The sequence below is a fragment of the Azospirillum sp. A29 genome, assembly GCF_042604625.1.
GTDB classification, from domain to species: Bacteria; Pseudomonadota; Alphaproteobacteria; order Azospirillales; family Azospirillaceae; genus Azospirillum; species Azospirillum palustre.
Genome location: NZ_CP170470.1, coordinates 155,274 through 180,084, shown reverse-complemented (window position 1 = coordinate 180,084; position 24,811 = coordinate 155,274). Strand labels below are relative to the sequence as shown.

Annotated in this window: 20 protein-coding genes; 13 read left to right on the top strand and 7 right to left on the bottom strand. The window is 67.6% G+C overall.

Going from position 1 to position 24,811, the window contains the following annotated elements:
• Positions 1-254: 254 nt before the first annotated feature.
• Positions 255-734, bottom strand: a complete 480-nt coding sequence (locus ABNQ38_RS36490) for an Lrp/AsnC family transcriptional regulator (RefSeq protein ID WP_377811830.1) — start codon at positions 732-734, stop codon at positions 255-257.
• A 223-nt stretch (positions 735-957) separates the two neighbouring features.
• On the opposite strand from ABNQ38_RS36490, the gene ald reads away from it, so the two are divergent.
• The 7 genes from ald to ABNQ38_RS36455 all read left to right on the top strand — a co-directional run bounded on the left by ald (position 958) and on the right by ABNQ38_RS36455 (position 9,251).
• Positions 958-2,076, top strand: coding sequence for an alanine dehydrogenase (gene ald / locus ABNQ38_RS36485; RefSeq protein WP_377811967.1), 1,119 nt, complete (start codon positions 958-960; stop codon positions 2,074-2,076).
• A gap of 744 nt (positions 2,077-2,820) precedes the next feature.
• Positions 2,821-3,726: a branched-chain amino acid ABC transporter permease LivH gene (locus ABNQ38_RS36480; RefSeq protein ID WP_377807790.1), complete on the top strand. Its 906-nt coding sequence runs from the start codon at positions 2,821-2,823 to the stop codon at positions 3,724-3,726.
• 5 nt (positions 3,727-3,731) lie between these two features.
• The gene (gene livM, locus ABNQ38_RS36475) at positions 3,732-5,222 is read left to right on the top strand and encodes a high-affinity branched-chain amino acid ABC transporter permease LivM (RefSeq protein WP_377807791.1); all 1,491 of its coding nucleotides are present in this window, start codon (positions 3,732-3,734) and stop codon (positions 5,220-5,222) included.
• Between the two features lie 26 nt (positions 5,223-5,248).
• On the top strand, positions 5,249-6,136 hold the full coding sequence (locus ABNQ38_RS36470) for an ABC transporter ATP-binding protein (protein WP_376965401.1): 888 nt from the start codon (positions 5,249-5,251) through the stop codon (positions 6,134-6,136).
• A 3-nt stretch (positions 6,137-6,139) separates the two neighbouring features.
• Entirely contained in the window at positions 6,140-6,850 is a 711-nt protein-coding gene (locus ABNQ38_RS36465) for an ABC transporter ATP-binding protein (protein ID WP_014189439.1), read from the top strand.
• Position 6,851: 1 nt separating this feature from the next.
• Positions 6,852-7,205, top strand: coding sequence for a DUF6867 family protein (locus ABNQ38_RS36460; RefSeq protein ID WP_377811829.1), 354 nt, complete (start codon positions 6,852-6,854; stop codon positions 7,203-7,205).
• 360 nt (positions 7,206-7,565) lie between these two features.
• Positions 7,566-9,251 carry a methyl-accepting chemotaxis protein gene (locus ABNQ38_RS36455; protein ID WP_377811828.1) on the top strand — a complete coding sequence of 562 codons (1,686 nt, stop codon included), beginning with the start codon at positions 7,566-7,568 and terminating at the stop codon, positions 9,249-9,251.
• 15 nt (positions 9,252-9,266) lie between these two features.
• Here ABNQ38_RS36455 and ABNQ38_RS36450 read toward each other — a convergent pair whose 3' ends face one another.
• From ABNQ38_RS36450 to ABNQ38_RS36440, 3 genes are all read right to left on the bottom strand, one after another.
• A complete protein-coding gene (locus tag ABNQ38_RS36450) occupies positions 9,267-9,935 on the bottom strand; it encodes a hypothetical protein (protein ID WP_377811827.1) in 669 nt (222 codons plus the stop codon).
• 21 nt (positions 9,936-9,956) lie between these two features.
• The gene (locus ABNQ38_RS36445) at positions 9,957-11,390 is read right to left on the bottom strand and encodes a selenium-binding protein SBP56-related protein (protein ID WP_377811826.1); all 1,434 of its coding nucleotides are present in this window, start codon (positions 11,388-11,390) and stop codon (positions 9,957-9,959) included.
• Between the two features lie 461 nt (positions 11,391-11,851).
• The gene (locus tag ABNQ38_RS36440; RefSeq protein ID WP_098735821.1) at positions 11,852-13,030 is read right to left on the bottom strand and encodes an acyl-CoA dehydrogenase; all 1,179 of its coding nucleotides are present in this window, start codon (positions 13,028-13,030) and stop codon (positions 11,852-11,854) included.
• 289 nt (positions 13,031-13,319) lie between these two features.
• On the opposite strand from ABNQ38_RS36440, the gene ABNQ38_RS36435 reads away from it, so the two are divergent.
• The 3 genes from ABNQ38_RS36435 (at position 13,320) to ABNQ38_RS36425 (ending at position 18,312) form a co-directional block, all read left to right on the top strand.
• On the top strand, positions 13,320-15,038 hold the full coding sequence (locus ABNQ38_RS36435; protein WP_377811825.1) for a VTT domain-containing protein: 1,719 nt from the start codon (positions 13,320-13,322) through the stop codon (positions 15,036-15,038).
• A gap of 40 nt (positions 15,039-15,078) precedes the next feature.
• The gene (locus ABNQ38_RS36430) at positions 15,079-15,729 is read left to right on the top strand and encodes a DUF1345 domain-containing protein (protein WP_377811824.1); all 651 of its coding nucleotides are present in this window, start codon (positions 15,079-15,081) and stop codon (positions 15,727-15,729) included.
• Positions 15,730-15,960: 231 nt separating this feature from the next.
• Positions 15,961-18,312 carry a mechanosensitive ion channel family protein gene (locus tag ABNQ38_RS36425; RefSeq protein ID WP_377811823.1) on the top strand — a complete coding sequence of 784 codons (2,352 nt, stop codon included), beginning with the start codon at positions 15,961-15,963 and terminating at the stop codon, positions 18,310-18,312.
• Here ABNQ38_RS36425 and ABNQ38_RS36420 read toward each other — a convergent pair.
• Entirely contained in the window at positions 18,309-19,238 is a 930-nt protein-coding gene (locus tag ABNQ38_RS36420) for a LysR family transcriptional regulator (protein WP_377811822.1), read from the bottom strand. The genes ABNQ38_RS36425 and ABNQ38_RS36420 overlap by 4 nt on opposite strands.
• 135 nt (positions 19,239-19,373) lie before the next feature.
• Here ABNQ38_RS36420 and ABNQ38_RS36415 point away from each other — a divergent pair, with 135 nt between their 5' ends.
• Positions 19,374-20,735: an aspartate aminotransferase family protein gene (locus ABNQ38_RS36415; protein ID WP_377811821.1), complete on the top strand. Its 1,362-nt coding sequence runs from the start codon at positions 19,374-19,376 to the stop codon at positions 20,733-20,735.
• Between the two features lie 107 nt (positions 20,736-20,842).
• Positions 20,843-22,342: a CoA-acylating methylmalonate-semialdehyde dehydrogenase gene (locus ABNQ38_RS36410; protein ID WP_377811820.1), complete on the top strand. Its 1,500-nt coding sequence runs from the start codon at positions 20,843-20,845 to the stop codon at positions 22,340-22,342.
• A gap of 97 nt (positions 22,343-22,439) precedes the next feature.
• Here the strand turns inward: ABNQ38_RS36410 and ABNQ38_RS36405 are convergent, their stop codons facing one another.
• On the bottom strand, positions 22,440-23,111 hold the full coding sequence (locus tag ABNQ38_RS36405; RefSeq protein WP_377811819.1) for a TetR/AcrR family transcriptional regulator: 672 nt from the start codon (positions 23,109-23,111) through the stop codon (positions 22,440-22,442).
• Positions 23,112-23,188: 77 nt separating this feature from the next.
• On the opposite strand from ABNQ38_RS36405, the gene ABNQ38_RS36400 reads away from it, so the two are divergent.
• A complete protein-coding gene (locus ABNQ38_RS36400; protein ID WP_377811818.1) occupies positions 23,189-24,331 on the top strand; it encodes an FAD-dependent oxidoreductase in 1,143 nt (380 codons plus the stop codon).
• Positions 24,332-24,367: 36 nt separating this feature from the next.
• Here ABNQ38_RS36400 and ABNQ38_RS36395 read toward each other — a convergent pair whose 3' ends face one another.
• Positions 24,368-24,811, bottom strand: a complete 444-nt coding sequence (locus ABNQ38_RS36395; protein WP_377811817.1) for a CopD family protein — start codon at positions 24,809-24,811, stop codon at positions 24,368-24,370.

Here is a 24,811-nt window from a genome sequence, read left to right as displayed (position 1 = left end):
CCGGACGGTCCGGGAGCCTTGCCTCAGGCGACCAGATCCGGGGCGGGCGAGCCTGCGTGAACGCGGCCTGCACGCAGGAGGTTACGGATATGGCGGGGCGGCAGTGTCATGGTTCCCCGAACTTGGACAGGTTCGCTCCGGAATTCAAGGATTACACGATCACGACGGTGGCACGCGGCCCTTCCACTCCCTGAAGCAGGCCCTTCCTGAGCGAACGTGCCCTCTTGGGCAAGAGGAAGAGGTTCCCTCAACGATCAGTCCGCCCGTTCCTCCAGCGCCGGCAGGCTGCCTGGGCGCACGATGCTGCGGATGGCGAAGCTCGACTGGATGCGCACCACGCCGGGCAGGCGCGACAGCGAGTCCTTGTAGATGCGATCGTAATCGCTGGGATTCTGCGCCACCACCCGCAGCAGATAGTCGGAGCTACCGGACAGCAGGTAGCATTCCCGCACCTCCGGGCAGCGGCGGACGGCAGCGTCGAAGCGGCGCAGATATTCGTCGGTCTGCCGTTCCAGCGTGATCTGGACGATGACGGTCACCGACCGCTCCTCGTCCGCCGTCTCGATGATGGCGGTATAGCCGCGGATGACGCCGGAATGCTCCAGCATGTGCAGGCGGCGCAGGCAGGCCGAGGGCGACAGCCCGACCTCCGCCGCCAGCTTGGCGTTGCTCATCCGGCCGTCCTTGCGGAGCAGGCGCAGGATCTTGTGGTCCAGGGCGTCCAGGGCGTGCATGCAACTTTATTCGAAGACGTGGCGGATCGTGCGAAAGCACCACCACACTATGGGGGATTCATGCAAGGCTTTGCAGAGATTCACCCGCTTCGCCAGCCGTATAGTGACATCGCTGAGACAATCCGCCCCACCGATGGTTTCCTGGGATACCAATGGTTCTGCTGGATTCGATTGGCCGGATTGACTGAAACGGGCGTTCGGATCGGGGAGATCTCGCATGGTCATGCGCATCGGCGTTCCCAAGGAAATCAAGAACCACGAGTACCGCGTCGGGCTGACGCCGGCATCTGTCCGCGAACTCACGGCGGACGGCCATTCCCTGCTGGTGCAGAGCGGCGCCGGCGCCGAGATCGGCTTTTCCGACGAGGCCTACCGCGCGGCGGGGGCCGAGATCGCCGAAACCGCCGAGGAGGTCTTTGCGAAGGCCGAGCTTATCGTGAAGGTCAAGGAGCCGCAGCCGGCGGAATGTCGCAGGCTGCGCCCGGATCAGGTGCTCTTCACCTATCTGCACCTCGCCCCCGATCCCGAACAGGCCCGGCTGCTGATGGACAGCGGCTGCACCGCCATCGCCTATGAAACCGTCACCGACCGTGCCGGCCGCCTGCCTCTGCTGGCGCCGATGTCGGAGATCGCCGGACGCATGGCCATCCAGGTCGGCGCCGTCGCCTTGCAGAAGAGCAACGGCGGCTCCGGCATCCTGCTGGGCGGCGTGCCCGGCGTGCTGCCCGGCAAGGTGCTGGTCATCGGCGGCGGCGTGGTCGGTGCCAACGCCGCCCGCATGGCGATGGGGCTGGGCGCCGACGTGACCATCGCCGACCGCTCCATGCCGCGGCTGGCCCAGCTCGACGACCTGTTCGGCCCGCGGCTGAAGACCGTCTATGCCTCCGCCGACACGCTCGACCGGCTGGTCGCCGATGCCGATCTGGTAATCGGCGCCGTGCTGGTGCCGGGGGCCGCGGCACCGAAGCTGGTGCGCCGCGACCAGCTGGCCGGCATGCGCCGGGGCTCGGTGCTGGTGGACGTCGCCATCGACCAGGGCGGCTGTTTCGAAACCAGCCATGTCACCACCCATTCCGACCCGACCTATGTGGTGGACGGCGTCGTCCATTATTGCGTCGCCAACATGCCGGGTGCGGTCGCCCGCACCAGCACCGAGGCGCTGAACCACGCCACCCTGCCCTTCGTCCAGGCGCTGGCCGGCAAGGGCTGGAAACGGGCGCTGGCCGAGGATCCGCATCTGCTGGCCGGGCTGAACGTCCAGGCCGGCCGGCTGACCTATCCGGCGGTGGCGGAGGCGCTTGCACAGCCCTTCACCGACCCGCGCGAAACGGTCGGCGGATGATGTGAACAGCTGTTGACAATAAACTGAACGATATTTCTCAGAAACGACAAGGGCAGAAATTTTGAACGGAAAAATCGCGACGCTTCGGAACGATTGTTGTTTTTTTCATCCCTTGGAAAGAGAGTGTTGCGCCTACGGATCAAGTTGCATTACCTGTCTGTCATAAGAAAAAGGGTAACATATGCAACCGGCGCTTAAGTGCCGGGGCCAAAGACCAAGAACAGTTTTGAACAGGGTAAGGCGCGGCGCCTTTCGCCGACTGGTGCTGTCCGGACGGTCACTCCGCCCGAACTGGCCCGCGATTCACAACAGGATGTCCGGCAGCGATGCCGGTGGGGACGCCACGGCTGCAAGCCCGTGCCGCGCAAGTGGGAGCTGTTGACCATGGTCGAACGACGGACTGCCGCTCGGGTGCATGACCGCACCCCCGCGACCTCGTCGCGTATCCGGATGATGCCCGTCCTGATGAAGGCCGGCCCGATCCCGGCCCCCCGCATGCCGGCCCGCAGCGGTCCCCTGTAACGAATTCGCCCGAAGCCCCGCCGGATCCCGCATCCGGCGGGGCTTCGGCAAGAACCGGGTGCGGCGGCGGGATTCCAAGCGTCCCCTGCCTCGGTCCTGGATGTTCTCCCCCGTTCATCCGGATCGGAACTCCGCTGCCGCACACGGCTTAAATCCGGTTTTTGCCCGGTTTTCGCGTGCCTGCCTATTCGTTGATCTGGGAGAGTGGGAGAAGCCTGCCTGATGGAATATTTTCTTCAGCAATTGATCAACGGCTTGTCGCTTGGAGCGATCTACGGCCTGATCGCGATCGGCTACACGATGGTGTACGGCATCATCGGGATGATCAACTTCGCCCATGGCGAGATTTACATGATCGGCTCCTTCGTGGCGCTGATCACCTTCCTGGCCATCGGCGCGCTCGGCATCACCTGGGTGCCGCTGGCGCTGCTGATAATGCTGCTCGCCTCCATGCTGTTCACCAGCGTCTATGGCTGGACGGTCGAGCGCATCGCCTACCGGCCGCTGCGCTCCTCGCCAAGGCTGGCGCCGCTGATCTCCGCCATCGGCATGTCGATCTTCCTGCAGAACTACATCCAGATCCTCCAGGGCGCCCGCTCCAAGCCGCTGCAGCCCATCCTGCCCGGCAACCTCACCCTGATGGACGGCGCCGTCTCCGTCAGCTACGTCCGCCTCGCCACCATCGTCATCACCCTGGTCCTCATGGTCGGCTTCACCATGCTGATCAACCGCACCTCGCTCGGACGCGCCCAGCGCGCCTGCGAGCAGGACAAGAAGATGGCCGGGCTCCTCGGCGTCAACGTCGACCGCGTCATCTCGCTGACCTTCGTCATGGGCGCCGCGCTCGCCGCCGTCGCCGGCATGATGGTGCTGCTGATCTATGGCGTCATCGACTTCTACATCGGCTTCCTGGCCGGGGTGAAAAGCTTCACCGCCGCCGTGCTCGGCGGGGTCGGCTCGCTGCCCGGCGCCATGCTCGGCGGCGTGGTCATCGGCCTGATCGAGGCCTTCTGGTCCGGCTATGTCGGCTCCGAATGGAAGGACGTCGCAACCTTCTCCATCCTCGTCCTCGTCCTGATCTTCCGGCCCACCGGCCTGCTCGGCCGGCCCGAGATCGAGAAGGTGTAAGCGCCATGACCCTGCACTCCAACACCGTCTCATCGGGCGCGCGCACCGCCCCGCGCGGCGTCGACTGGGCCGCCACGATCAAGGACGCCGGCCTCGCCGCCTTCGTCGCCTTGCTGCTGACCGTGCCGCTGGTCGGCCTGCGCACCGTCGACCGCCCCACCGGCCTCGGCATCGAAGCCCGGCCGGAGGAGGTGGTCGCCTCGCTCCTCCTCGTCTTCCTCGGCCGCCTCGGGCTCGGGCTGATCCGCCAGGGCATGGCTCTGCCGGTGCTGATCGTGGCGCTGGTCTGCGCCGGCGTCGGGCTGGTGCTGCCGATGCCGACCCAGGTGCTGCGCCTGGTGCTGGTGCTGGGCGGCGGCGTCATCGCGCTGCGCGCCGCCATGACCGTCGCCACCGGCCGCTCCAAGCTCAGCCAGGCCGACCGCGACAAGCGCATGGACCGCGTCGCCGCCAAGGTGCAGCACGCCAGCAAATACATCGGCCCGGTCGCCGTGGTCTTCGCCGCCATCCTGCCGATGACGCCGCTGGCCGACCGCATGCTGCTGGACATCGGCATCCTGCTGCTGACCTACATCATGCTGGGCTGGGGCCTGAACATCGTGGTGGGCCTCGCCGGCCTGCTCGACCTCGGCTATGTCGCCTTCTATGCCGTCGGCGCCTACAGCTACGCCCTGCTCGCCCATTACTTCGGCCTCAGCTTCTGGCTCTGCCTGCCGCTGGCGGGCCTGCTCGCCGCCTGCTCCGGCGTGCTGCTGGGCTTCCCCGTCCTGCGGCTGCGCGGCGACTATTTCGCCATCGTGACCTTGGGCTTCGGCGAGATCATCCGCATCATCCTGGTCAACTGGTACCAGTTCACCGGCGGCCCCAACGGCATCTCCGGCATTCCGCGGCCGAGCTTCTTTGGCATCGCCGACTTCTCCCGCACGCCCTCCGAGGGCATGGCCGCCTTCCACGAGCTGTTCGGGCTGGAATTCTCGCCGCTCCACCGCATCGTCTTCCTCTACTACCTCATCCTGGCGCTCGCCCTTGTGGTGAACCTGTTCACGCTCCGGGTGCGCAAGCTGCCGCTGGGCCGCGCCTGGGAAGCGCTGCGCGAGGACGACATCGCCTGTGCGTCCTTGGGCATCAACCGCACCAACATGAAGCTGGCGGCCTTTGCGATTGCCGCGATGTTCGGCGGCTTCGCCGGCTCCTTCTTCGCGACGCGCCAGGGCTTCATCAGCCCGGAGAGCTTCACCTTCATCGAGTCGGCGATCATCCTGGCCATCGTGGTGCTGGGCGGCATGGGCAGCCAGATCGGCGTGGTGGTCGCCACCCTGCTGGTGATCGGCCTGCCCGAAGCGTTCCGCGAGCTGGCCGACTATCGCATGCTGGCGTTTGGCGCCGGCATGGTGGTGATCATGCTGTGGCGTCCGCGCGGCCTGCTGGCCCACCGCGACCCGACCATCCTCCTGCATGGCGGCAAGAAGCCGATCCCGGCAGGAGCCGCGAAATGAGCGCCGCACCGATGAACAATGTTGGGATGAACACCGACAAGCCTTTGCTGAGCGTCGAGCACCTGACCATGCGCTTCGGCGGTCTGGTGGCGAACAACGACGTGTCGTTCGAGGCGCGGGCGGGCGAGATCACCGCGCTGATCGGCCCGAACGGCGCCGGCAAGACGACGCTGTTCAACTGCGTCACCGGCTTCTACACCCCCACCGTGGGGCGGCTGACGCTGCGCCATCCCGCCGGCAAGGAGTTCCTGCTGGAACGGATGCCGGGCTACCGCATCGCCCAGCTGGCCGGCGTGGCGCGCACCTTCCAGAACATCCGGCTGTTCAGCGGCATGAGCGTTCTGGAGAACCTGATCGTCGCCCAGCACAACAAGCTGATGCGGGCATCGGGCTTCGCCATCGCCGGCCTGCTCGGCCTGCCCGGCTTCCGCAAGGCCGAGCATGAGGCGGTGGAGCTGGCGAAATACTGGCTCGACCGGGTCCGCCTGACCGAGTTCGCCGACTGGGAAGCCGGCAATCTGCCCTACGGCGCCCAGCGCCGGCTGGAGATCGCGCGGGCGATGTGCACCGAGCCGGTGCTGCTGTGCCTGGACGAGCCGGCGGCCGGGCTGAACCCGCGCGAGTCGGGGGAGCTGGCCGAGATCCTGACCTTCATCCGCGACGTGCAGACGCCGCAGGGCCACCGCACCGGGGTGTTGCTGATCGAGCATGACATGAGCGTGGTGATGCGCATTTCCGACCATGTGGTGGTGCTGGACTATGGCCGGAAGATTTCCGACGGCGATCCGGAGCATGTGAAGAACGACCCGGCGGTGATCCGCGCCTATCTGGGCGAGGACGAGGACGAAGCCCTGCCGCCGGAGATCGCCGCCGACCTGAACATCGCGCCCACCGCCGGTCAGAAGGGAGCCTGAGCCATGCTGAAGGTATCGGGCGTCCACACCTTCTACGGCGCCATCGAGGCGCTGAAGGGGATCGACATCGAGATCGGCGCCGGCGAGATCGTCTCGCTGATCGGCGCCAACGGGGCCGGCAAGTCGACGCTGCTGATGACGATCTGCGGCAGTCCGCGGGCGCGCCAGGGCCGGGTGTTCTTCGAGGGCGAGGACATCACCGACCTCCCCACCCACGAGATCGTGCGGCGCGGCATCGCGCAAAGCCCGGAAGGCCGGCGCATCTTCCCGCGCATGACGGTGCTGGAGAATCTCCAGATGGGCTCCATCGTGGCGCAGCCCGGCAGCTTCGAGCGCGAGCTTGAGCGGGTGCTGACGCTGTTCCCGCGGCTGAAGGAGCGCATCAACCAGCGCGCCGGGACGATGTCGGGCGGCGAGCAGCAGATGCTGGCGATCGGCCGGGCCTTGATGAGCCAGCCGCGGTTGCTGCTGCTGGACGAGCCGTCGCTGGGTCTGGCGCCGCTGATCGTGAAGCAGATCTTCCAAGTGATCCAGGAGATCAACCGGGAGCAGAAGATGACGGTGTTCATGGTGGAGCAGAACGCCTTCCATGCGCTGAAGCTGGCGCACCGGGCCTATGTGATGGTGACGGGGAAGATCACGATGACGGGGACCGGGGCGCAGCTTCTGGCCGACCCGGAGGTTCGCGCGGCCTATCTGGAAGGGGGACACTGAGATGGAAACGATCCTTGGCTCTTCCGTTCCGGTGTTCGTGTTCCTGACGGTCCTGGCGTTCGGCGGCTGCGGGGTTCTGACCGGGCAGACGCTTGCCGAAGGGTGGAAGCCGGTCTCCAGCGTGCTGGCCTACTCGCTGCTGCTGGGGGTGGGCGACCGCTTCCTCGCCTGGGGCCTGTTCGGCGAGCAACTTTTGTCGCTCTGGGGCTTCATCGTCCACACGGTGGTGATCGGGCTGATCACGCTCACCGCACACCGCATCGCCATCGCACGCCGCATGGTCAACCAATATCCGTGGTTGTACGAGACTGCCGGTCCCTTCGGCTGGCGGGAGCGCAACCCGGCCCGTGGCTGAAGCGGTTCCGAAAAAGCACGGCCGGAAAAGAACTGACGCCGGATCTATAAAATTTCCGGCACGAAAAGGCGCCGCTTCGTCCAAGCGACGGCGGCGCCTTTACTTTGTCCGATCCGGACCGCGACTTTGGGATTGCCGCGACAACTGGCACTCTTCCGAAAGTCAGAGAAGAAGATCATGGCACGGGCCATGACACGCTGTTACAATACCATTTAAATTTTGCAATTCGTTGACGCTTTTATGGCGGACGCCGGCTTTGCCGGCGGTGCTTCGCCATGCCCTGCCGCGTGTCTCCATGGGGGTGGCCTCATGGCCGGCGGCCGGGCGGGAAGCGGAGGCGGCACGGGAAGGGGCAAGAGCATGGCAGTGGACAAGGCGGCCGCATCCCGGCCGCGACGGTTCTGGAGCGTGGGGCGGAAGGTCACGGCGGCCTTCGTCGCCGCCATCGTCGGCGGCTTCATCGTCATCATGGGGCTTCAGGCCAAGATGCAGTATGACGACGCGGTGCGGCTCGCCACGCACGACGCCCGCGTCAAGACGGACATGCTGGCCAACGCCACCAAGACCAGCTTCGTCGCTGGCGACGGCGCCTCCATCGAGACGGAGTTCATGCCGCTGGCCGACAGCGGCGAGGTCCAGCTCGCCTCGCTGCGGGCGGCGACTGCCGCCGGTACGCTCGCCGACTTCTCCAACCAGCGCTTCGCCAAATACGATCTGAAGGCCGACCAGGATCTGATCGAGGCGGTGCTGGCCGGCAAAGGGGCGCAGACCCGCCCGGCCAACGGCCACATCGTGGTGACGGTGCCGGTGGTGACCGGCAAGAGCAACCGGCTGGTTGGCGCCCTCCAGATCGCCTGGAGCCTGGACCAGCAGATCGACGCCATCGCCACCCAGATGCGCAACCAGATCGCCATCTGCCTGATCGCGCTGGTGGTGCAGATCGCCCTGCTGAACGTCCTGCTCGGCCGCATCGTCATCCGCCCGCTGCGCGCCATGTCGGCGGCGATGGCGAAGCTCGCCGACGGCGACACCGCGGTGGAGGTGCCTGGCAACGGCCGTTCCGACGAGATCGGCGCCATGGCCGGCTCGGTCACCGTCTTCCGCGACAATGCCCGCGCCATCGAGCGCCTGCATGCGGCCCAGGCCGCAGCCGACGCCAAGGCGGAAGAGGCCAAGCGCGCAGCATTGCTCGACCTCGCCGACCGTTTCCAGGGCACGGTGAAGCGGCTGGTCGAGGGCATCGCCGAGTCGGCCGCCGGCATGGCCGACAGCTCCGACCGCATGGCGACGGTGGTGGGCGAGGCGTCGAGCCAGACCCGCAACGTCGCCCGCGAATCCGACGACATCCAGTCCAACGTCCGCTCCGCCGCGGCGGCGGCGACCGAACTCGCCAGCTCCATCGGCGGCATTTCCGATCAGGTCGGCCATTCCGCCCGCATCGCCGGCGAGGCGGTGTCGCACACCGACCGCACCAACGCCACCGTCCAGGGGCTGATCGCCAACGCCGAGCGCATCGGTCAGGTGATCGGGTTGATCCACGCCATCGCCAAGCAGACCAACCTGCTGGCGCTGAACGCCACCATCGAGGCCGCGCGGGCGGGCGAGGCCGGCAAGGGCTTCGCCGTGGTGGCGACCGAGGTGAAGGGGCTGGCCGACCAGACCGCCAAGGCCACCGACGAGATCGCCGCCCAGGTGAACGCCATGCAGTCGGTGACCCGCGAGGCCGCCGACGCCATCGGCGCCATCGGTTCGACCATCACCGAGATCGACGGCATTTCCGGCACCATCACCCAGTCGGTGCAGGAACAGAACGCCGCCACCCAGGAGATCGCGCGGGCGGTGGAGATGGCGGCACTCGGCACCCAGGACGTGTCGGCCACCATCGCCGCCCTGGCCCAGACGGCGGAGAGCGCCGGCAGCACCGCGCTCGGCGTCCAGGATGCCGCCCGCGGCCTGTCCGGCCAGACCCGCGCCCTGGCCGCCGAGGTGGAGCGCTTCCTGACCGAGGTGCGCCAGCAGGCGAACGGGGATGTGAAGGCGGCGTGAGGTCCCTGACGGGGTTCACCCCAGCAGCAGGAACCCCGCTCCGGTGCCGATCAGGACGCCCGCCCACAGCAGATCGAAATTCACCCAGCCGCGGCGCAGGATGCCGAGCCCGACGGTTTCGAAAACCGCCAGCCCGATGACGGCGATCACCGCCAGCATCGCCGCCATATGCACGAGAACCACCGCCAACCCGGCCGCCGCCGATCCAAGTGCTGCGACCGGGCCAGTCATCTCCGCACCCGGTCCGCACAGGGACAGCGCCATCAGCTGCGCCGGGGCCAGCATGCCCAGCAGCAGGGGCAGGATCATCAGCCCGGCCCCGTGGGCCGACGCCATCAGGAAGGACCAGAGCGTCAGCCCGGCAAAGCCGGCGCGCATGCCGACCCGCAGCCGGTGACGGTATCCGCGCACCAGCCGATAGAGGCCGAAGCCGATCAGGAGAGCGGGCGTGACCAGCCTCAGCGGGGCCGTCGTGACGACCAGCTGCAGAATGGCGAAGCCCGCCACCACCACCAGCACCGACAGGGCGTGGCCCAGCGCGATGGGAGGCAGAGCCCTGATGACGGCGCCACGCCGCCCCTCCTGAAGGCCGAGAGCCACGGCGAAGAGCCATCCCATCGCCGGGTTCAGTCCGTGGAAGGCGCCGAGCCCCGCAAGCGCCAGCCATTGCCAGGGATCATCCATGGGGCATCCCTCTGGCCGCGGTCATGGATAGCAGTAGGAATCCGAAGAGGCGTCGCCCCCCTCCAGCCGGATCTGGTGACCGCGGAACTCGTCGTCGAAGCGCAGGAAGAACCGCTCGTCGATGGTCAGGCCGCCGTCCGGGTCGGCATCGAGCTTGACCATCCAGCTCTTGATGCCGTCCGGGTAGAACTGGTCGTCCCAGCTCCGGTACAGCGAGTTGGTGAAGTAGACCCGCTTGCCGTCACGGCTGACCTCGACCATCTGCGGACCGCCGTTGAGGGCTCCGCCGAGGGCGCCGCCATCGGCATCGCCGCCGCCGGGATGACGGCTGCGTCCGACGATCCCTCCCAGCCGCACCGAACTGGTCAGCCTGGGCTGGAACGGGTCGGACACGTCGTACCGCCGCATTTCCCCCGTGCCCCAGCAGGACACATAGAGCCAGCGGTCGTCCAGCGACAGGTCGATGTCGGTGACGAGCGGCGGCACCGCCTTGAAGCCCTTGAGCAGCGGCGGCAGCAGGTCCGGGTCCGCCGGTTCGGCCGGGATGTCGATCACCTTCCGCATGGCCCAACGGCCACCCTCGCCTCCCCCGGTCTCGCGATGCCAAAGCCAGATCGACGACGACAGGTCCGACAGGTTGACCACGGCATTCATGAACCCGTGCGTCCTGGTCGGGTCGTGGGCCGGCCGCAGTTCCAATGCCAGCTGGTATTCCGGGCCCAGGTCGATGGTCTGCCGGTGCCGGCGGTTGCGCAAATCCCAGAAATGGACCTGATGGCCGTATTTCGCGCCGAGCAGCAGTTCGGGGTTCAGCCCGCCCTCGATCATATCGGGTGTGCCCCATTCGCTGGTGATCAGCGTGTCCTGGCCGAGATGCCACCAGACGTCGTAGGCCAGGAACTGCGGGCCGCGGTCGATCTCCCACTGGCCGAGCACCTCGAACGTCTCGTGATCCATCAGGAAGACGCCGCCCGGCCCGCCGCCGTCGCCTTTTCCATTGCCGAGCGCGCTGACATAGATGCCTTCGGGCCCGCAATGCATCGTGTGCGGCCGGGAGTAATTGGCGCGCGCCGCGAGTTCCTCCGGCTCGATGACCTTGACGATCCTGGGGCTGGCCGGATCCGGCTTGGTGTCCAGAATGTGGATGCGCGACGACCGCAGTCCGGGCACGATCAGGTATCGCCGCTCCACATGCGGATGGGGGGCGTAGGGGCACAGGGCGGAACTGCAGGCGTTCCAGCCGAAATGATGCAGCTCGTCGCCGACATTCGGCATATCGACGCGGCGAAGGAGCCGGCCGTAGCTGGCCGAGGAGGGGTCGACATCGACCACCCCCAGCGCATCCGGCCCCGCACCGACATTCAGCATCGCCACATAGGCAAGCCGTTCCGGAGGAGCCTGCATCGCCATGCGTGGCGAAGGATAGAAACTGGGATCAGGAGTCCAGGTCGCCATGGAAAATCCTCCCAAATCGGCCTGCGCCAAATTGGAAAGAATATCTCAGCCTTGACAGACGGCGACCGAAGAAAACGGGGAGTATTGTCTATCTACAGAGCCGACAATCATCCCAATTCCGAATTAGACATCGGGCGAAGCCGACCGACAGGCTGCCGCTTCCCTCCTCCCGGATGCGGGAGCAGGGCTCGTCTTTACGATGAACGCCAAAGCCGGCTTGTTGCGCAGTGAAGAAAATCCCGCCTCGGGAAAGAGGAAGCCATCGTCGACGGAAGTGACGGGGACAGGTTCTGGTAATCCGCAACCACACCGATTCCAGAACCTTTGGCCATTCACCGCATCGCAATAGCTCACTCCTTCTCCCGACATCCGGACGGATTTGCGATCCGCCCGGATGTCGCCGGCAACGCATGCGTTGGCGCGAGAGGCGGGAAAGGGGATGGATTTCCCTGTGCCTCGGTTCAGAAGAACGCCTGGAGGCCCGTCTGCGCCCGGCCCAGGATCAGGGCGTGGACGTCGTGGGTGCCTTCATAGGTGTTCACCGTCTCCAGGTTCACCATGTGGCGGATGACCTGGAATTCCTCGGAGATGCCGTTGCCGCCGTGCATGTCGCGGGCGACTCGGGCGATGTCGAGCGCCTTGCCGCAGTTGTTGCGCTTGATCAGCGAGATGGCTTCCGGCGACCAGCTGCCGTCGTCCATCATGCGGCCGACGCGCAGGCAGGCCTGGAGGCCCAGCGTGATCTCCGTCATCATGTCGGCCAGCTTCTTCTGGACCAGCTGGGTCTGGGCCAGCGGACGGCCGAACTGCTTGCGGTCCAGCGTGTACTGGCGGGCGGCGTGCCAGCAGAACTCCGCGGCCCCCAGCACGCCCCAGGCGATGCCGTAGCGCGCCTTGTTCAGGCAGCCGAACGGACCGCCCAGGCCCGACACGTTGGGCAGCAGGTTCTCGTCGGGGACGAAGGCCTCGTCCAGCACGATCTCGCCGGTGACCGACGAGCGCAGCGACAGCTTACCCTCGATCTTCGGCGTCGAGAAGCCCTTGGTCCCGCGCTCGACCACGAAGCCCTTGATCTTGTTGTCATGGGCGTCCGACTTCGCCCAGACGACGGCGAGGTCGGCGATGGGGGAGTTGGTGATCCACATCTTGGAGCCCGACAGCAGATAGCCGCCGTCGACCTTGGTGGCGCGGGTCTTCATGCCGCCCGGGTCGGAGCCGTGGTCCGGCTCGGTCAGGCCAAAGCAGCCGATCAGCTCGCCGGTGGCCAGACGCGGCAGCCACTTCTTCTTCTGCTCTTCGCTGCCATACGAATAGATCGGGTGCATGACCAGCGAGGACTGCACCGACATGGCGGAGCGGTAGCCGCTGTCCACCCGCTCGACCTCGCGGGCGACCAGGCCGTAGGCGACATGGCTGACGCCCGGCCCGCCATACTCCTCCGGGATGGTCGGACCGAGCAGGCCCAGTTCGCCCATCTCGGTCATGATCTCGCGGTCGAACCGCTCCTCACGGAAGGCGGAGATGACACGGGGCTGCAACCGGTCCTGGCAGTAGGCGCGGGCGCTGTCGCGCACCAGCTTCTCATCCTCGGTCAGCTGGGATTCAAGGAGGAAGGCGTCGTCCCACTGGATGCTCTGCACGGTGCGTCTCCTGGTCGTGTCACAGGGCGGTTGATCCGCCGGTCATCGATGGGCCACCGTCCAACCGGCTGGTCATCGGCCAGCCATCGATTGAAACGCACTCTGCCGCGCCGGCGCCATAGCTGCAAACACATATTTTCTATCATAGCCATAACGTTCCTATATGGCTCAAAAGAAACAGTCGCTATGTCGCACGGTTCCATAAAAGTTTTAACGTGAAGCTTACCATTTCCTATGCAATTTTGCCGATGGCACCGTAACCGCCCCCTACCCAACGGACAGACCGCACGTGTTTGCTGCATTGCAACCAATAACCGCTTTCGCCGGTTTTCCCCTGTTGCTAGGCCTTGCTTTGCTTACGCTTCTGCACGAAGACGTTGCAATTGCGGTTGGAGCGAGCCTCGTCAGCGTCGGCACCGTCAGCATCGGCGTGACCGCCATCACGCTGTTGTGTGGGATTGTTATCGGGGATTTGTTCATTTATGTCCTTGGACTATTGTCCCTGCGGATCAGTTGGATCCGGCGGCGGACCGAAGGTCCTATGCTTGAACGCTGCCGCGGAGCCTTGCAAAGGAACCTGTTGCCGACCTTGGTGACTTGCCGGCTGGTGCCCGGCGTCTTGTTCCCGACCTACTTCGCCTGCGGCGTGATGCGGGTGCCGTTCCTGCGCTTCATCGCCATCACGCTGGCGACCGCCGGGGTGCATGTCGGGCTGTTGCTGACCCTGATGACCTCGTCGCTCGAAGCGGCGGCGATCCAGGTGCAGGTGATCGGCATCGGCTGCGCCGCCCTACTGATGATCCTGCGCACCAAGCGGGCGCAGTCCGTCGTCCGCGCCCTGTTCGCCCGCATCCGGGCGGTGCTGGAACCGCTGCTGCCCGAGGCCCTGCGCGATGCGCTGCACGGCAGCCCGACCCCGCGCGCCATCGCCCTGCCCGGCCTGCCGGTGGTGCCGGCCGGCGCCCCCACCATCGGCTGGGCGGAGCGCATCCCGCCGCTGCTGTTCTACATCCCGCTGGTGGCCCAGTGGCTGGCGCTCGGCGTCCGCTACCGCAGCCTGTCGCTGCCGACCGCCGCCAACCCGTCGATCGAGGCAGGCGGGCTGCTCGGCGAGTCGAAGATCGCCTGCATGGACCTGATCGGGCCGGAGGCGCGCCGATGGGCGGCGAAGTCCGTCGCCCTGGTCAACCGCCCGTCGCTGACCCCGGCACAGCTGGAGTCGCTGGCGTCGGGCGCCGGCCTGTCCTTCCCGCTGGTCGCCAAGCCGGACATCGGCTGGCGCGGCATCGGCGTGCGGCTGGTGCGCGATGCCGCGGATCTCTGCACCTATCTCCGCGGCTTCCCGGCCGACGTCCGGCTGATCCTTCAGGAGCATGTGGCTTACGCCGGCGAGGCCGGCATCTTCTACGTCCGCAAGCCGGGGGAGCGGCACGGTCGCATCTTCTCCATGACCTTCCGCTATTACCCGCATGTGGTGGGCGACGGCCGCTCCACCCTGCGCCAGCTGATCGCCGCCGATCCGCGCGCCTCCTGGAAATCCCAGCTGCACCACGAGGCGCTGGCCGACCGGCTGGACGAGGTGCCGGAGGCCGGGCGCACGGTTCGGCTGTCGCTGGTCGGCAGCAGCCGTGTCGGCGGCCTCTACAAGGATGCCTGCGGCCATGTCACCGCGACGCTGACCGCACGCTTCGACGAGATCGCCGACCAGATGCCGGGCTTCCATTTCGGCCGCTTCGACGTGCGCTTCGCCTCGGTGGAGCGGCTGGCGGTGGGCGAGGATTTCCGCATCATCGAGGTGAACGGCGCCGGGGCCGAGGCCATCCACATGTGGGACCCGGAGTTCAGGCTGGGCGACGCCTATGCCACCCTGTTCCACCAGCAGGCGCTGATGTTCGAGGTGGCGGACGCCTGCCGGGCGGCCGGGGCGCAGCCGCTGACCGCGCTGGAATTGGTACGCTATCAGCGCCGCCAGCAGACCTTGCTTCCGCTCTATCCCGCCTCCAACTGAACGGGCGTGCGCATCGCCGCACGCCATCGCTGGAGACCACATGCGCGGCAGCCTGACCCATCTGCGCAACCGCCCGTCGCTGAGCGGGGCGCTGGCCGTCGCCCTGCTGGGCGGGGGCCTCGCCGCCGTCTGGCTGCGCCCCACCACCGCAGTGCTGACCGGCTGGGATTGCGGGATCGCCGTCTACATCCTGCTGGCCAGCATCCTGATGAGCCGGGCCACGGTGGCGTCGATGCGCCGGCGGGCCAAATTGCTCGACCCCGGCAAATGGGGGGTGCTGGCCGGGGCGGTGCTGGCCTCGCTCGCGGCGCTGGTCGCCATCGGGGCGGAACTGGTGTCGGCCAAGGGCTCCCCGCACGAAGGCATGGCGGCGGCGCTGTCGGGGGTAACGGTCCTGCTGTCCTGGGGCTTCCTGCACGTCTTCTTCGCCCAGCATTATGCCCACGATTATTGGTTGGGCGGGCAGTCGGTCGAGGAACGCAGCCTGGATTTTCCCGGCAACGACGCGCCGGATTACCTGGAGTTCCTCTATTTCAGCTTCACCGTCGGCATGACCGCACAGGTGTCCGACGTGACCACACGCGGCGCCGGCATGCGCCGTCTGGTGCTGATGCACGGCGCGCTCTCCTTCCTGTTCAACACCGCGGTGCTGGCACTGGGCGTCAATCTGGCCGCCGGGCTGGTGAGTTAGGGGCTGGGAAAGATCCCCTCTCCCCCCTGGGGAGAGGGTTAGGGTGAGGGGGTCGCACCGCGTGACTTCCCAAAAATCCTCGCCATGCATCCCCCTCACCCCGACCCTCTCCCCAGGGGGGAGAGGGGGCTATATGCGATAGCCTTGACCAAAGCCGCAGGAACCCCTTCCCGGCCGCGCGATCTACGCTACTCTCATCGGATCGAACGCCACGCTTCGCGACGCAAGGCCATGCCGACCCCTCCACTCCCCGCCCGTGCCTCTTCCCTGCGTCTCCGCTGGCCGGCCCGGCTCCGGGCGGCGACGCTGATTTTGCTGCTGGGACTGCTGTCGCTCGGACTGGCGTTCGCCGAGGCGTCGGCCCAGACCGCAGCGCCGCCCCCCGCTGCCGCGCCCGCGGCGCCCGCCCCCACCGCTGCTGCCCCGCCCACACCCGCCCCGCCCTCCGCAGCCGCCAGCACGGCCGACGGCATGATGATGTTGATGCTCAGCCAGGGGCGCGACCGCATGGCGGGGTTCCGCGGCAAGCTCGCCAAGCGGCTGCGCGCCACGCCCGCGATCCCGTCGGCCGTCGTCGCCACCCTGAAGGCCCAGAGCCCGACCGGCGAGCCCGCCTATTTCCTGCAGGTCATCGCCCTGACCTTCGCCCTGATGGCGGCCGGCCACGGGGTGCAGCATCTGGTCTATCAGCGGCCGGTCGCCCGGCGCCTGCTGCCGCCCCCGGCCGAGCCGAGGCCGGGCGGCTCCATCCTGGCCGCCCGCTTTCCCCGTCTGGTGGCGCATGCGCTGCTGACGCTGGTCGGCATGCTTCTCGCCACGCTGATCGGCTTCGGGCTCGCCACCGCGCTGGTGCCGGAGCCGACGCCGATGACCGAGAAGACGGTCATCCTCGCCGGGGCCGGCTATCTGCTGGTCTGGGCCATCGCCCTGTTCTGGCGGCTGGTGATGCCGCCCGGGGCGGCGGCGGATGCAGGGGTGGCCCCGGCGGTGCGCCGGCTGCGGCGCGACCTGACAGCCAGCGGCGCCTTGGGCGTCGCCCTGATGATCGGCACCATCTGGCTGGAGGCGCTGGGCATGCCCTACGACCCGCACGCGGTGCTGGTCGCGCTGTTCGGGCTGCTCACCGTGCTGGCGACGGTCGGCGCGCTCTATGCCAACCGCCAGACGGTCGAGCGTGCCTTCCTGGCCGGGCGGGCGGCGGCGACGGTGGCGCCGCTCGAACGGCTGACCCTGCGCCTGTGGTTTCCGGCAGTCCTGGTCTATTTCGCCTATGCCCTGGCGACGCTGGTCAACCGCCTGATCCTGGGCTGGCCGACCGAACTGCCGCTGCTGCTCGGCGCCTATGCCGTCGCCGCGGCGATCCTCGCCGTCTATGCCACCGTCACCTATGCCACCGAATGGCTGTTCCACCATCGCCGTACCCTGTGGCGGCCGCTGGAGGAAAGCCGGGAGGGAGCGCCGGACGGCGACGGCCTGTTCCCCGACACTCCCAGGCCCGCGACCATCGACAGCTACGAGGCGCTGGCCCGGCGGGTGGCCGGCATCCTCGCCGCCGCCGCCGGGGTGGCGGTGACCCTGTCGGTGTGGAACATCCCGCGCATGCACGGCGATGCGGCGGACAAGCTCATCAGCATCATGACGGTCTGCCTGATCGGCTACGTCGCCTATCACGGCGTCCGCATCTGGATCGACCGCCGGATCGCCGAGGAGGGTCCGACCCCCGGCATCATTCCGGGCGACGAGGGGAGCGGCCACGGCTCGGCCAGCCGGCTGGCGACGCTGCTGCCGCTGGTGCGCAACTTCATCCTGCTGTCGATTATCGGCGCCATCCTGCTCAGCGTCCTGATGGATCTGGGCGTCAACATCGCCCCGCTGTTCGCCGGGGCGGGCGTCGCCGGCATCGCCATCGGCTTCGGCGCGCAGACGCTGATCCGCGACATCTTCTCCGGCGCCTTCTTCCTGATCGACGACGCCTTCCGCAAGGGCGAGTACATCGAGATCGGCGCCATCCGCGGCACGGTGGAGAAGATCTCGGTGCGCTCGATGCAGCTGCGCCACCATCGCGGCCCGCTGCACACCGTGCCCTTCGGCGAGATCCACCAGTTGACCAACTATTCGCGCGACTGGGTGATCATGAAGCTGCCGCTGCGCATCACCTACGACACCGACGTCGAGAAGGTGCGCAAGCACATCAAGCAGCTGGGTCAGGCGCTGCTCGACGATCCCGATCTGGGGCCGAAATTCCTCCAGCCGCTGAAATCGCAGGGCGTCATCCAGATGGAGGATTCCGCGATGATCCTCCGCGTCAAGTTCATGACCCGGCCCGGCGACCAGTGGGAGATCCGCAAGCGGGTCTATCAGGAACTGCACGCCCTGTTCCGCCGCGAGGGCATCCGCTTCGCCAACCGCGAGGTGACGGTCCGCTTCGCCGGCGAGGCGACGGCGACCACCCCCACCGGCGATCCGGTGACGATGCAGATCGGCGAGGAGGAGCGCACCCTGGCCGCCGGCGCCGTCCTGCACGCGCTGGGCGACGACATGCCGGACGCCAAGCCCGCAGCCGGACGGCGCCTGAAAAGCTAAACGCCCTCCCCGTCCCCGTTGCCGCGCAGGACTTCAAGGAAGCGGTCCAGCACCAGATTGGGCTGGGCCCCCTTCTTGGTCACCACCTGGAACTCCAGGGCATGGCGATAGGTGCCGGGCAGCAGCGCCCGCATCATGCCGCGCTCGACCCATTGCCGCGCGTAATGGATGGGCAGGAAGCCGACATAGCATCCGGTCAGGATCAGGAACGCCACCCCCTCGCGGTCGGTGGCCGTCGCGGTGTTGTTCAGCTCGTGCGGAAGCTGCGCCTGGGTCGGCGCCACCGCGTCGGCCGCCTCGACATCCTCCCGCGTCACCGCCCCCGGCATCGCCTCGCCGCCTGCCCGGTCGAACAGCGGATGGCCGTCGCCGCAATAGAGCAGCGACTCCTCCTGATAGAGCGGCAGGCCGACCAGCCCTGGCAGGCCGCGGCGGACCGGAACGACGCCGACATGCAGCTGCCCGTCCAGCACGCCGCGTTCGATCTCGTTGGGCGGGATCATGCGGATGTTGACCCGGACCTCCGGCGCCAGCTGCTTCAGGCCGCGCAGCGCGTGGGTCACCCGCATCTGCGGCATGGTGACGAGGTTGTCGGTGATGCCGATGTTCAATTCGCCGCGCAGGCGGCGATGGACCGTGTTGATCTCGCTGCGGAAGCTCTCGGTGCTGGCGAGCAGGCGCAGGCTCGCCTCATAGGCCAGCCGCCCCTCCTCCGTCAGCCGGAAGCCCGCCCGCCCGCGCCAGCACAGCGTCAGGCCGAGCCGGCGTTCCAGATCGGCCATGTGCTGGCTGATCGCGGCGCGGCTGATGTTCAGCTCCACCTCCGCGGCGGAAAAGCCGCCGCACTCCACCACCGTCCGGAACACGCGCAGCAGCCGGATGTCGGCATCGCTGATCGGGGCCATCGACCGGGCCGGCTTGCTCATGCTGTTGCCTGGAAAAGTTAAGCGGGAAAGTTAAGCGGATACTTACGTGAAGTTCTTCCACTTTGGATTTGATGGCAACCGGGAACCGCTCACACTGGCCGCAGATAGTGTCCTTACAATCCGGGAGAACAGCGGATGGCCCCCCTCGACAACGACCATGCCCACGCCCTCGGCACGGCTGCCGGACTGACGCGCGAGGAGCTTGACGCGCACTGGATGCCTTTCACCGCCAACCGCGAGTTCAAGAAGAACCCGCGCATCATGACGAAGGCGGAGGGTGCCTGGTACTGGGACGCGCAGGGCCGCAAGATCTATGACAGCCTGTCCGGCCTGTGGTGCAGCGGCGCCGGCCATTGCCGCCGCGAGATCGCCGACGCGGTGGCGCAGCAGATCGCCACGCTCGACTACAGCCCGGCCTTCCAGCATGGCCACACCGCCGCCTTCAAGCTGGCGCACAAGCTGGCCTCGATGACGCCGGCCGGTCTCGACCACGTCTTCTTCGTCAATTCCGGGTCGGAGGCCGCCGACACCTCGCTGAAGATGGCGCGGGCCTACTGGCGGATGAAGGGCCAGCCGGCCAAGACCAAGCTGATCGGCCGGGTGAAGGGCTATCACGGCGTCAATTTCGGCGGCACCAGCCTGGGCGGCATCGTCGGCAACCGCAAGCTGTTCGGCACCGGCGTCGATGCCGACCACCTGCCGCACACCCTGCTGCCGCAGAATCTGTTCACCAAGGGCATGCCGGACGAGGGCGCCCATCTGGCCGACGCGCTGGAGGATCTGGTGGCGCTGCACGACGCCTCCAACATCGCCGCGGTGGTGGTGGAGCCGATGGCCGGGTCGGCCGGCGTGCTGCCGCCGCCCAAGGGCTATCTCCAGCGCCTGCGCGAGATCTGCACCAGGCACGGCATCCTGCTGATCTTTGACGAGGTGATCACCGGCTTCGGCCGCATGGGCACCGCCTTCGGCGCCGATTATTTCGGCGTGGTCCCCGACATCATGAACGTCGCCAAGGGCCTGACCAACGGTGCGGTGCCGATGGGCGCCGTGGTCGCCAGCCACGAGATCTACCAGACCTTCATGGACAATGGCGGGCCCGAGTATCTGGTGGAGTTCCCGCACGGCTACACCTACTCCGCCCACCCGGTCGCCTGCGCCGCCGGTTTGGCCGCGCTGGAGCTGTTCGAGCGCGAGAAGCTGGCCGACAAGGCCGCAGCGCTGATGCCGCATTTCGAAGGGCTGATCCACGGTCTGAAGGGGCTGAAGAACGTCGCCGACATCCGCAACTGCGGCCTTGCCGGCGCCGTCACCATCGCAGCCCTGCCGGGCGAGCCGGCGCGTCGGCCCTACGAGATCGCCATGAAGTGCTGGGAGGCCGGCTATTACGTGCGCTACGGCGGCGACACGCTCCAGTTCGGCCCGCACTTCATCAGCGAGCGCGAGGATCTCGACCGCCTGTTCAACGTCGTCGCCGACGCGATCCAGGCGACGGCGTAACGGCGCGCCATCGGCGCGACCCCTCCTCTCCCGCAAAACGGGGGCCCGTAAACGGGGGACGAGGGGCCGCGCACTCCGCACATCGAACACTCCCCAGGAACCGCTCCATGCCCATCGTTCCGCACCTGATCGGCGGCAAGACCGACGCCCCGGCCGACAGCCGCACCGCCGACATCGTCAATCCCGCCACCGGCGAGATCGCCGGTCAGGTGGCGCTCGCCAGCCGTAAGACGGTCGAGGAGGCGATATCCGCCGCCGAGGCCGCCTTCCCGGCCTGGCGCGCGACGCCGCCGGCCAAGCGCGCCCGCGTCATGTTCCGCTTCAAGCAGCTGCTGGAGGAGAATGCGCAGCGCGTCTGCGCGCTCATCACCCAGGAACACGGCAAGGTGCTGGACGACGCCTTCGGCGAGCTGACCCGCGGCATCGAGAATGTCGAATATGCCTGCGGCGTGCCGGAGCTGCTGAAGGGCGAGTTCTCCAAGAATGTCGGCCCCAGCATCGACAGCTGGTCGGAATTCCAGCCGCTGGGCGTCGTCGCCGGCATCACGCCCTTCAATTTCCCGGCGATGGTCCCGCTGTGGATGTATCCCATCGCCATCGCCTGCGGGAACACCTTCATCCTCAAGCCGTCGGAGCGCGACCCGAGTGCCGCCCTCTACGTCGCCCAGCTGGCCGAAGAGGCCGGGCTGCCGCCGGGCGTGCTGAACGTCGTCAACGGTGACAAGGAGGCGGTGGACACGCTGCTGACCGACCCCAGGGTGCAGGGCGTCAGCTTCGTCGGCTCCACCCCCATCGCCGAATATGTCTATGCGACCGCCACCGCGCACGGGAAGCGGGTGCAGGCGCTGGGCGGGGCCAAGAACCACGCCATCGTCATGCCGGACGCCGACCTCGACAACGCGGTCAGCGCGCTGATGGGAGCGGCCTACGGCTCCTGCGGCGAGCGCTGCATGGCGATCTCCGTCGTCGTCGCGGTGGGCGACGAGGTGGCCGACCGGCTGCGGGACAAGCTGTCGGTGGCCTTGCGCGACCTCAAGGTCGGCGCCGGCACGTCGGCCGGCTGCGAGATGGGGCCGCTGGTCACCCGCGCCCATTACGACAAGGTGAAGGCCTACGTCGACCAGGGCGTCGCCGAGGGGGCCGAGCTGGCGGTGGACGGCCGCGGGCTGGTGGTGCCCGGCCATGAGAACGGCAATTTCCTGGGCGGCTGCCTGTTCGACCGCGTCACGCCGGACATGACCATCTACCGGGAGGAGATCTTCGGCCCGGTGCTCTGCCTCGTCCGGGTCAAGACGATGCAGGAGGGCATGGACCTGATCGACGCCCACGAATACGGCAACGGCACCTGCCTGTTCACCCGCGACGGCGAGGCCGCCCGCTATTTCAGCGACATGATCAAGGTCGGCATGGTCGGCATCAACGTGCCGCTGCCGGTGCCGGTCGCCTATCACAGCTTCGGCGGCTGGAAGCGGTCGCTGTTCGGCGACCTGTCGGCCTACGGTCCGGACGGCGTACGCTTCTACACCCGCCGCAAGACCGTAACCCAGCGCTGGCCGACCGGCGGCGTCCGCGAAGGCGCTCAGTTCGCCTTCCCGTCCATGAAGTAAAGATCTGTCAGTAAAATGGAGCGACGGCGAGGACGGCAGGACGCCGCCTTGCCGCCGCTCCACCACCGGTGACTTTACCCCCGCTGGCTTCGCGGCTTCACCGCGCGGGTTTCGCCCCCGCCAGAATCAGGTCGAGGCCGGCAAGGAACGCCTCCCGCTCGTCATGCGTCCGCACCTGATCCGCCAGCAGGTGAACGAACGGGTATTCCCCAGGGTCGCGCCGGGTCCAGCGCTCGACGATTGCAGCAAGGACGGCCGGCCGCTCCGACGCGCGGAACTTGTGGCGCGCCGCAGCCGCGGTCTGCGCGGCGGTGCCCAGAAGATACTGGACGAACGCCGACACGCAGTGGAAGAGCGATGCGCGCGGAACGCCCAGCAGATCGAACTGCGCGCTGCTGCGCTCGAAAACCTCCACCATGGCAGGCTGCCACGGTTCCCGGGCGAGCTGGGTGCCCACCCACGGATGCGCCTCGATGGCGTCGAAGACGCTCAAGGCGATGGCGCGCAGGGCGTCCGCCGGATCGGACCCGCCCGCAATTTCGGCCAGCGCATGGGACAGCACGGTCTCGGTCGCCGCAGAAAGCAGCGCATCCTTGTCCGGGATATGCCAGTAGATCGCCCCGCTTCCGGTCGACAACCGGTTCGCCAGCGCGCGGAAGGTCAGGGCACGCTCCCCCTCCTCATCGAGAAGCTCGATGGCGGACGCAACGATCCGCTCCTTGGAAAGTGCATCCTCCCGCCGCTCGGGAGTCTTGGGTCTTGGGTCCATGTCTCATCTTGACATGACTGGAACAACGTTCCAATGAATAGTCATGGAACGCCGTTCCAGAGCAGGGAGAGAGCGCAATGGAGCAACCCGTCGTCATCATCGGTGCTGGATTGGGTGGATTGACGCTGGCCCGCGTCCTCCATGTCCATGGCGTCCGCTCGGTCGTCTATGAGGCGGAGGCCGGGGCGGAAAGCCGGACCCAGGGCGGCCAGCTCGACATCCACGACCACAACGGCCAGCGCGCGCTCGCGGCCGCCGGCCTCACCGAGGCGTTCCGGTCGATCATCCATGAAGGCGCCGAGGCGACGCGCGTGCTGGACCGCACCGGCACCGTGCTCCTCGACATGCCCGACGACGGGCAGCACCGGCGTCCCGAAGTCCTGCGCGGCGATCTGCGCAGGCTGCTCCTCGACTCCCTGCCGGAGGGCACGGTGCGGTGGGGCAGGAAACTCACCGGCGCCTCACCCCTTGGCGATGGGCGGCAAGAGGTCCAATTCTCGGATGGCAGCACCGCGACCGCCGGCCTTCTCGTCGGGGCGGACGGCGCATGGTCCAGGGTGCGGCCGCTGCTGTCCGATGCCACGCCCCGCTATGCCGGCGCGACCTTCATCGAGACGTATCTTCACGATGTGGACAGCCGGCATCCCCAGGCCGCTGCAGCGGTCGGCGCCGGAGCGATGTTCGTCCCGGCGCCGGGCAGAGCCATCTTCGCCCACCGGGAGGCCGGAGACGTGCTGCATGTCTATGTGGAGCTGAGGCGGCCGGCGGAGTGGTTCGCCGGGATCGACTTCGACGATCCGGCGGCGAAGGGTCTTGTCGCGGCGGAGTTCGACGGCTGGGCGCCGGAGTTGACCGCCCTCATCACCGGGGGCGACACGCCGCTGGTTCCCCGCATGATCCACACGCTTCCCATCGGACACCGATGGCGGCGGGTTCCCGGCGTGACGCTGCTGGGAGATGCCGCGCACCTGATGCCGCCGTCCGGCGAAGGCGCCAATCTGGCGATGCTGGAAGGCGCCGAACTGGCCGATGCCCTGGTTCGGCATTCGGGCGACGTCGAGGCGGCGCTTGCCGCCTATGAGGAGCCGATGTTCGCCCGCGCCGCCCTGGAAGCCGTGGACGCCCATCGGATGCTGGAGTTCTGCCTCGGGGACGACGCGCCGTCGGGCTTCATCGACATGATGAGGAGCGTGTCAGAACCGGATATGCGGCCATCGTGATCCGGGCATGATCCGGACCCGACACAGGACAGCGTCTCAGAGCGGTTTCAGAACCACGAGAAGCACGATCACGACGACAGCGCCGACGATCGCCGGCAGCGCGTGGCCCGATGCCGGCGAAGGCTGCTCATCGGGCCGGGCAAGTTTGCGGAGCGTGCCCGACAGCATCCCGTGCAGGCCGGACAGGGCAACGACGAACACCAGCTTCATCATCAGCCAGCGCGCGCCGAACCAGCCGCCTTCGGTCGCCACCGCCAACCCGAAGAGCCAGGCCAGCAGCATTGCCGGCGAGGTCGCCCAACGGTCCAAACGCCGCACCGCCCCGATGATGTCAGGCTGGGCGATGCCGACAGGCTCAGGCACGCCGGGCAGGCTCTTCGGGGCGGACAGGGCGGCCACGGCGATGGCCGCGACGAACATCCCGCCGATCCAGACCGTCACCGCGACGATGTGGAACGCCTTCAGCCACAGGTAGATCAT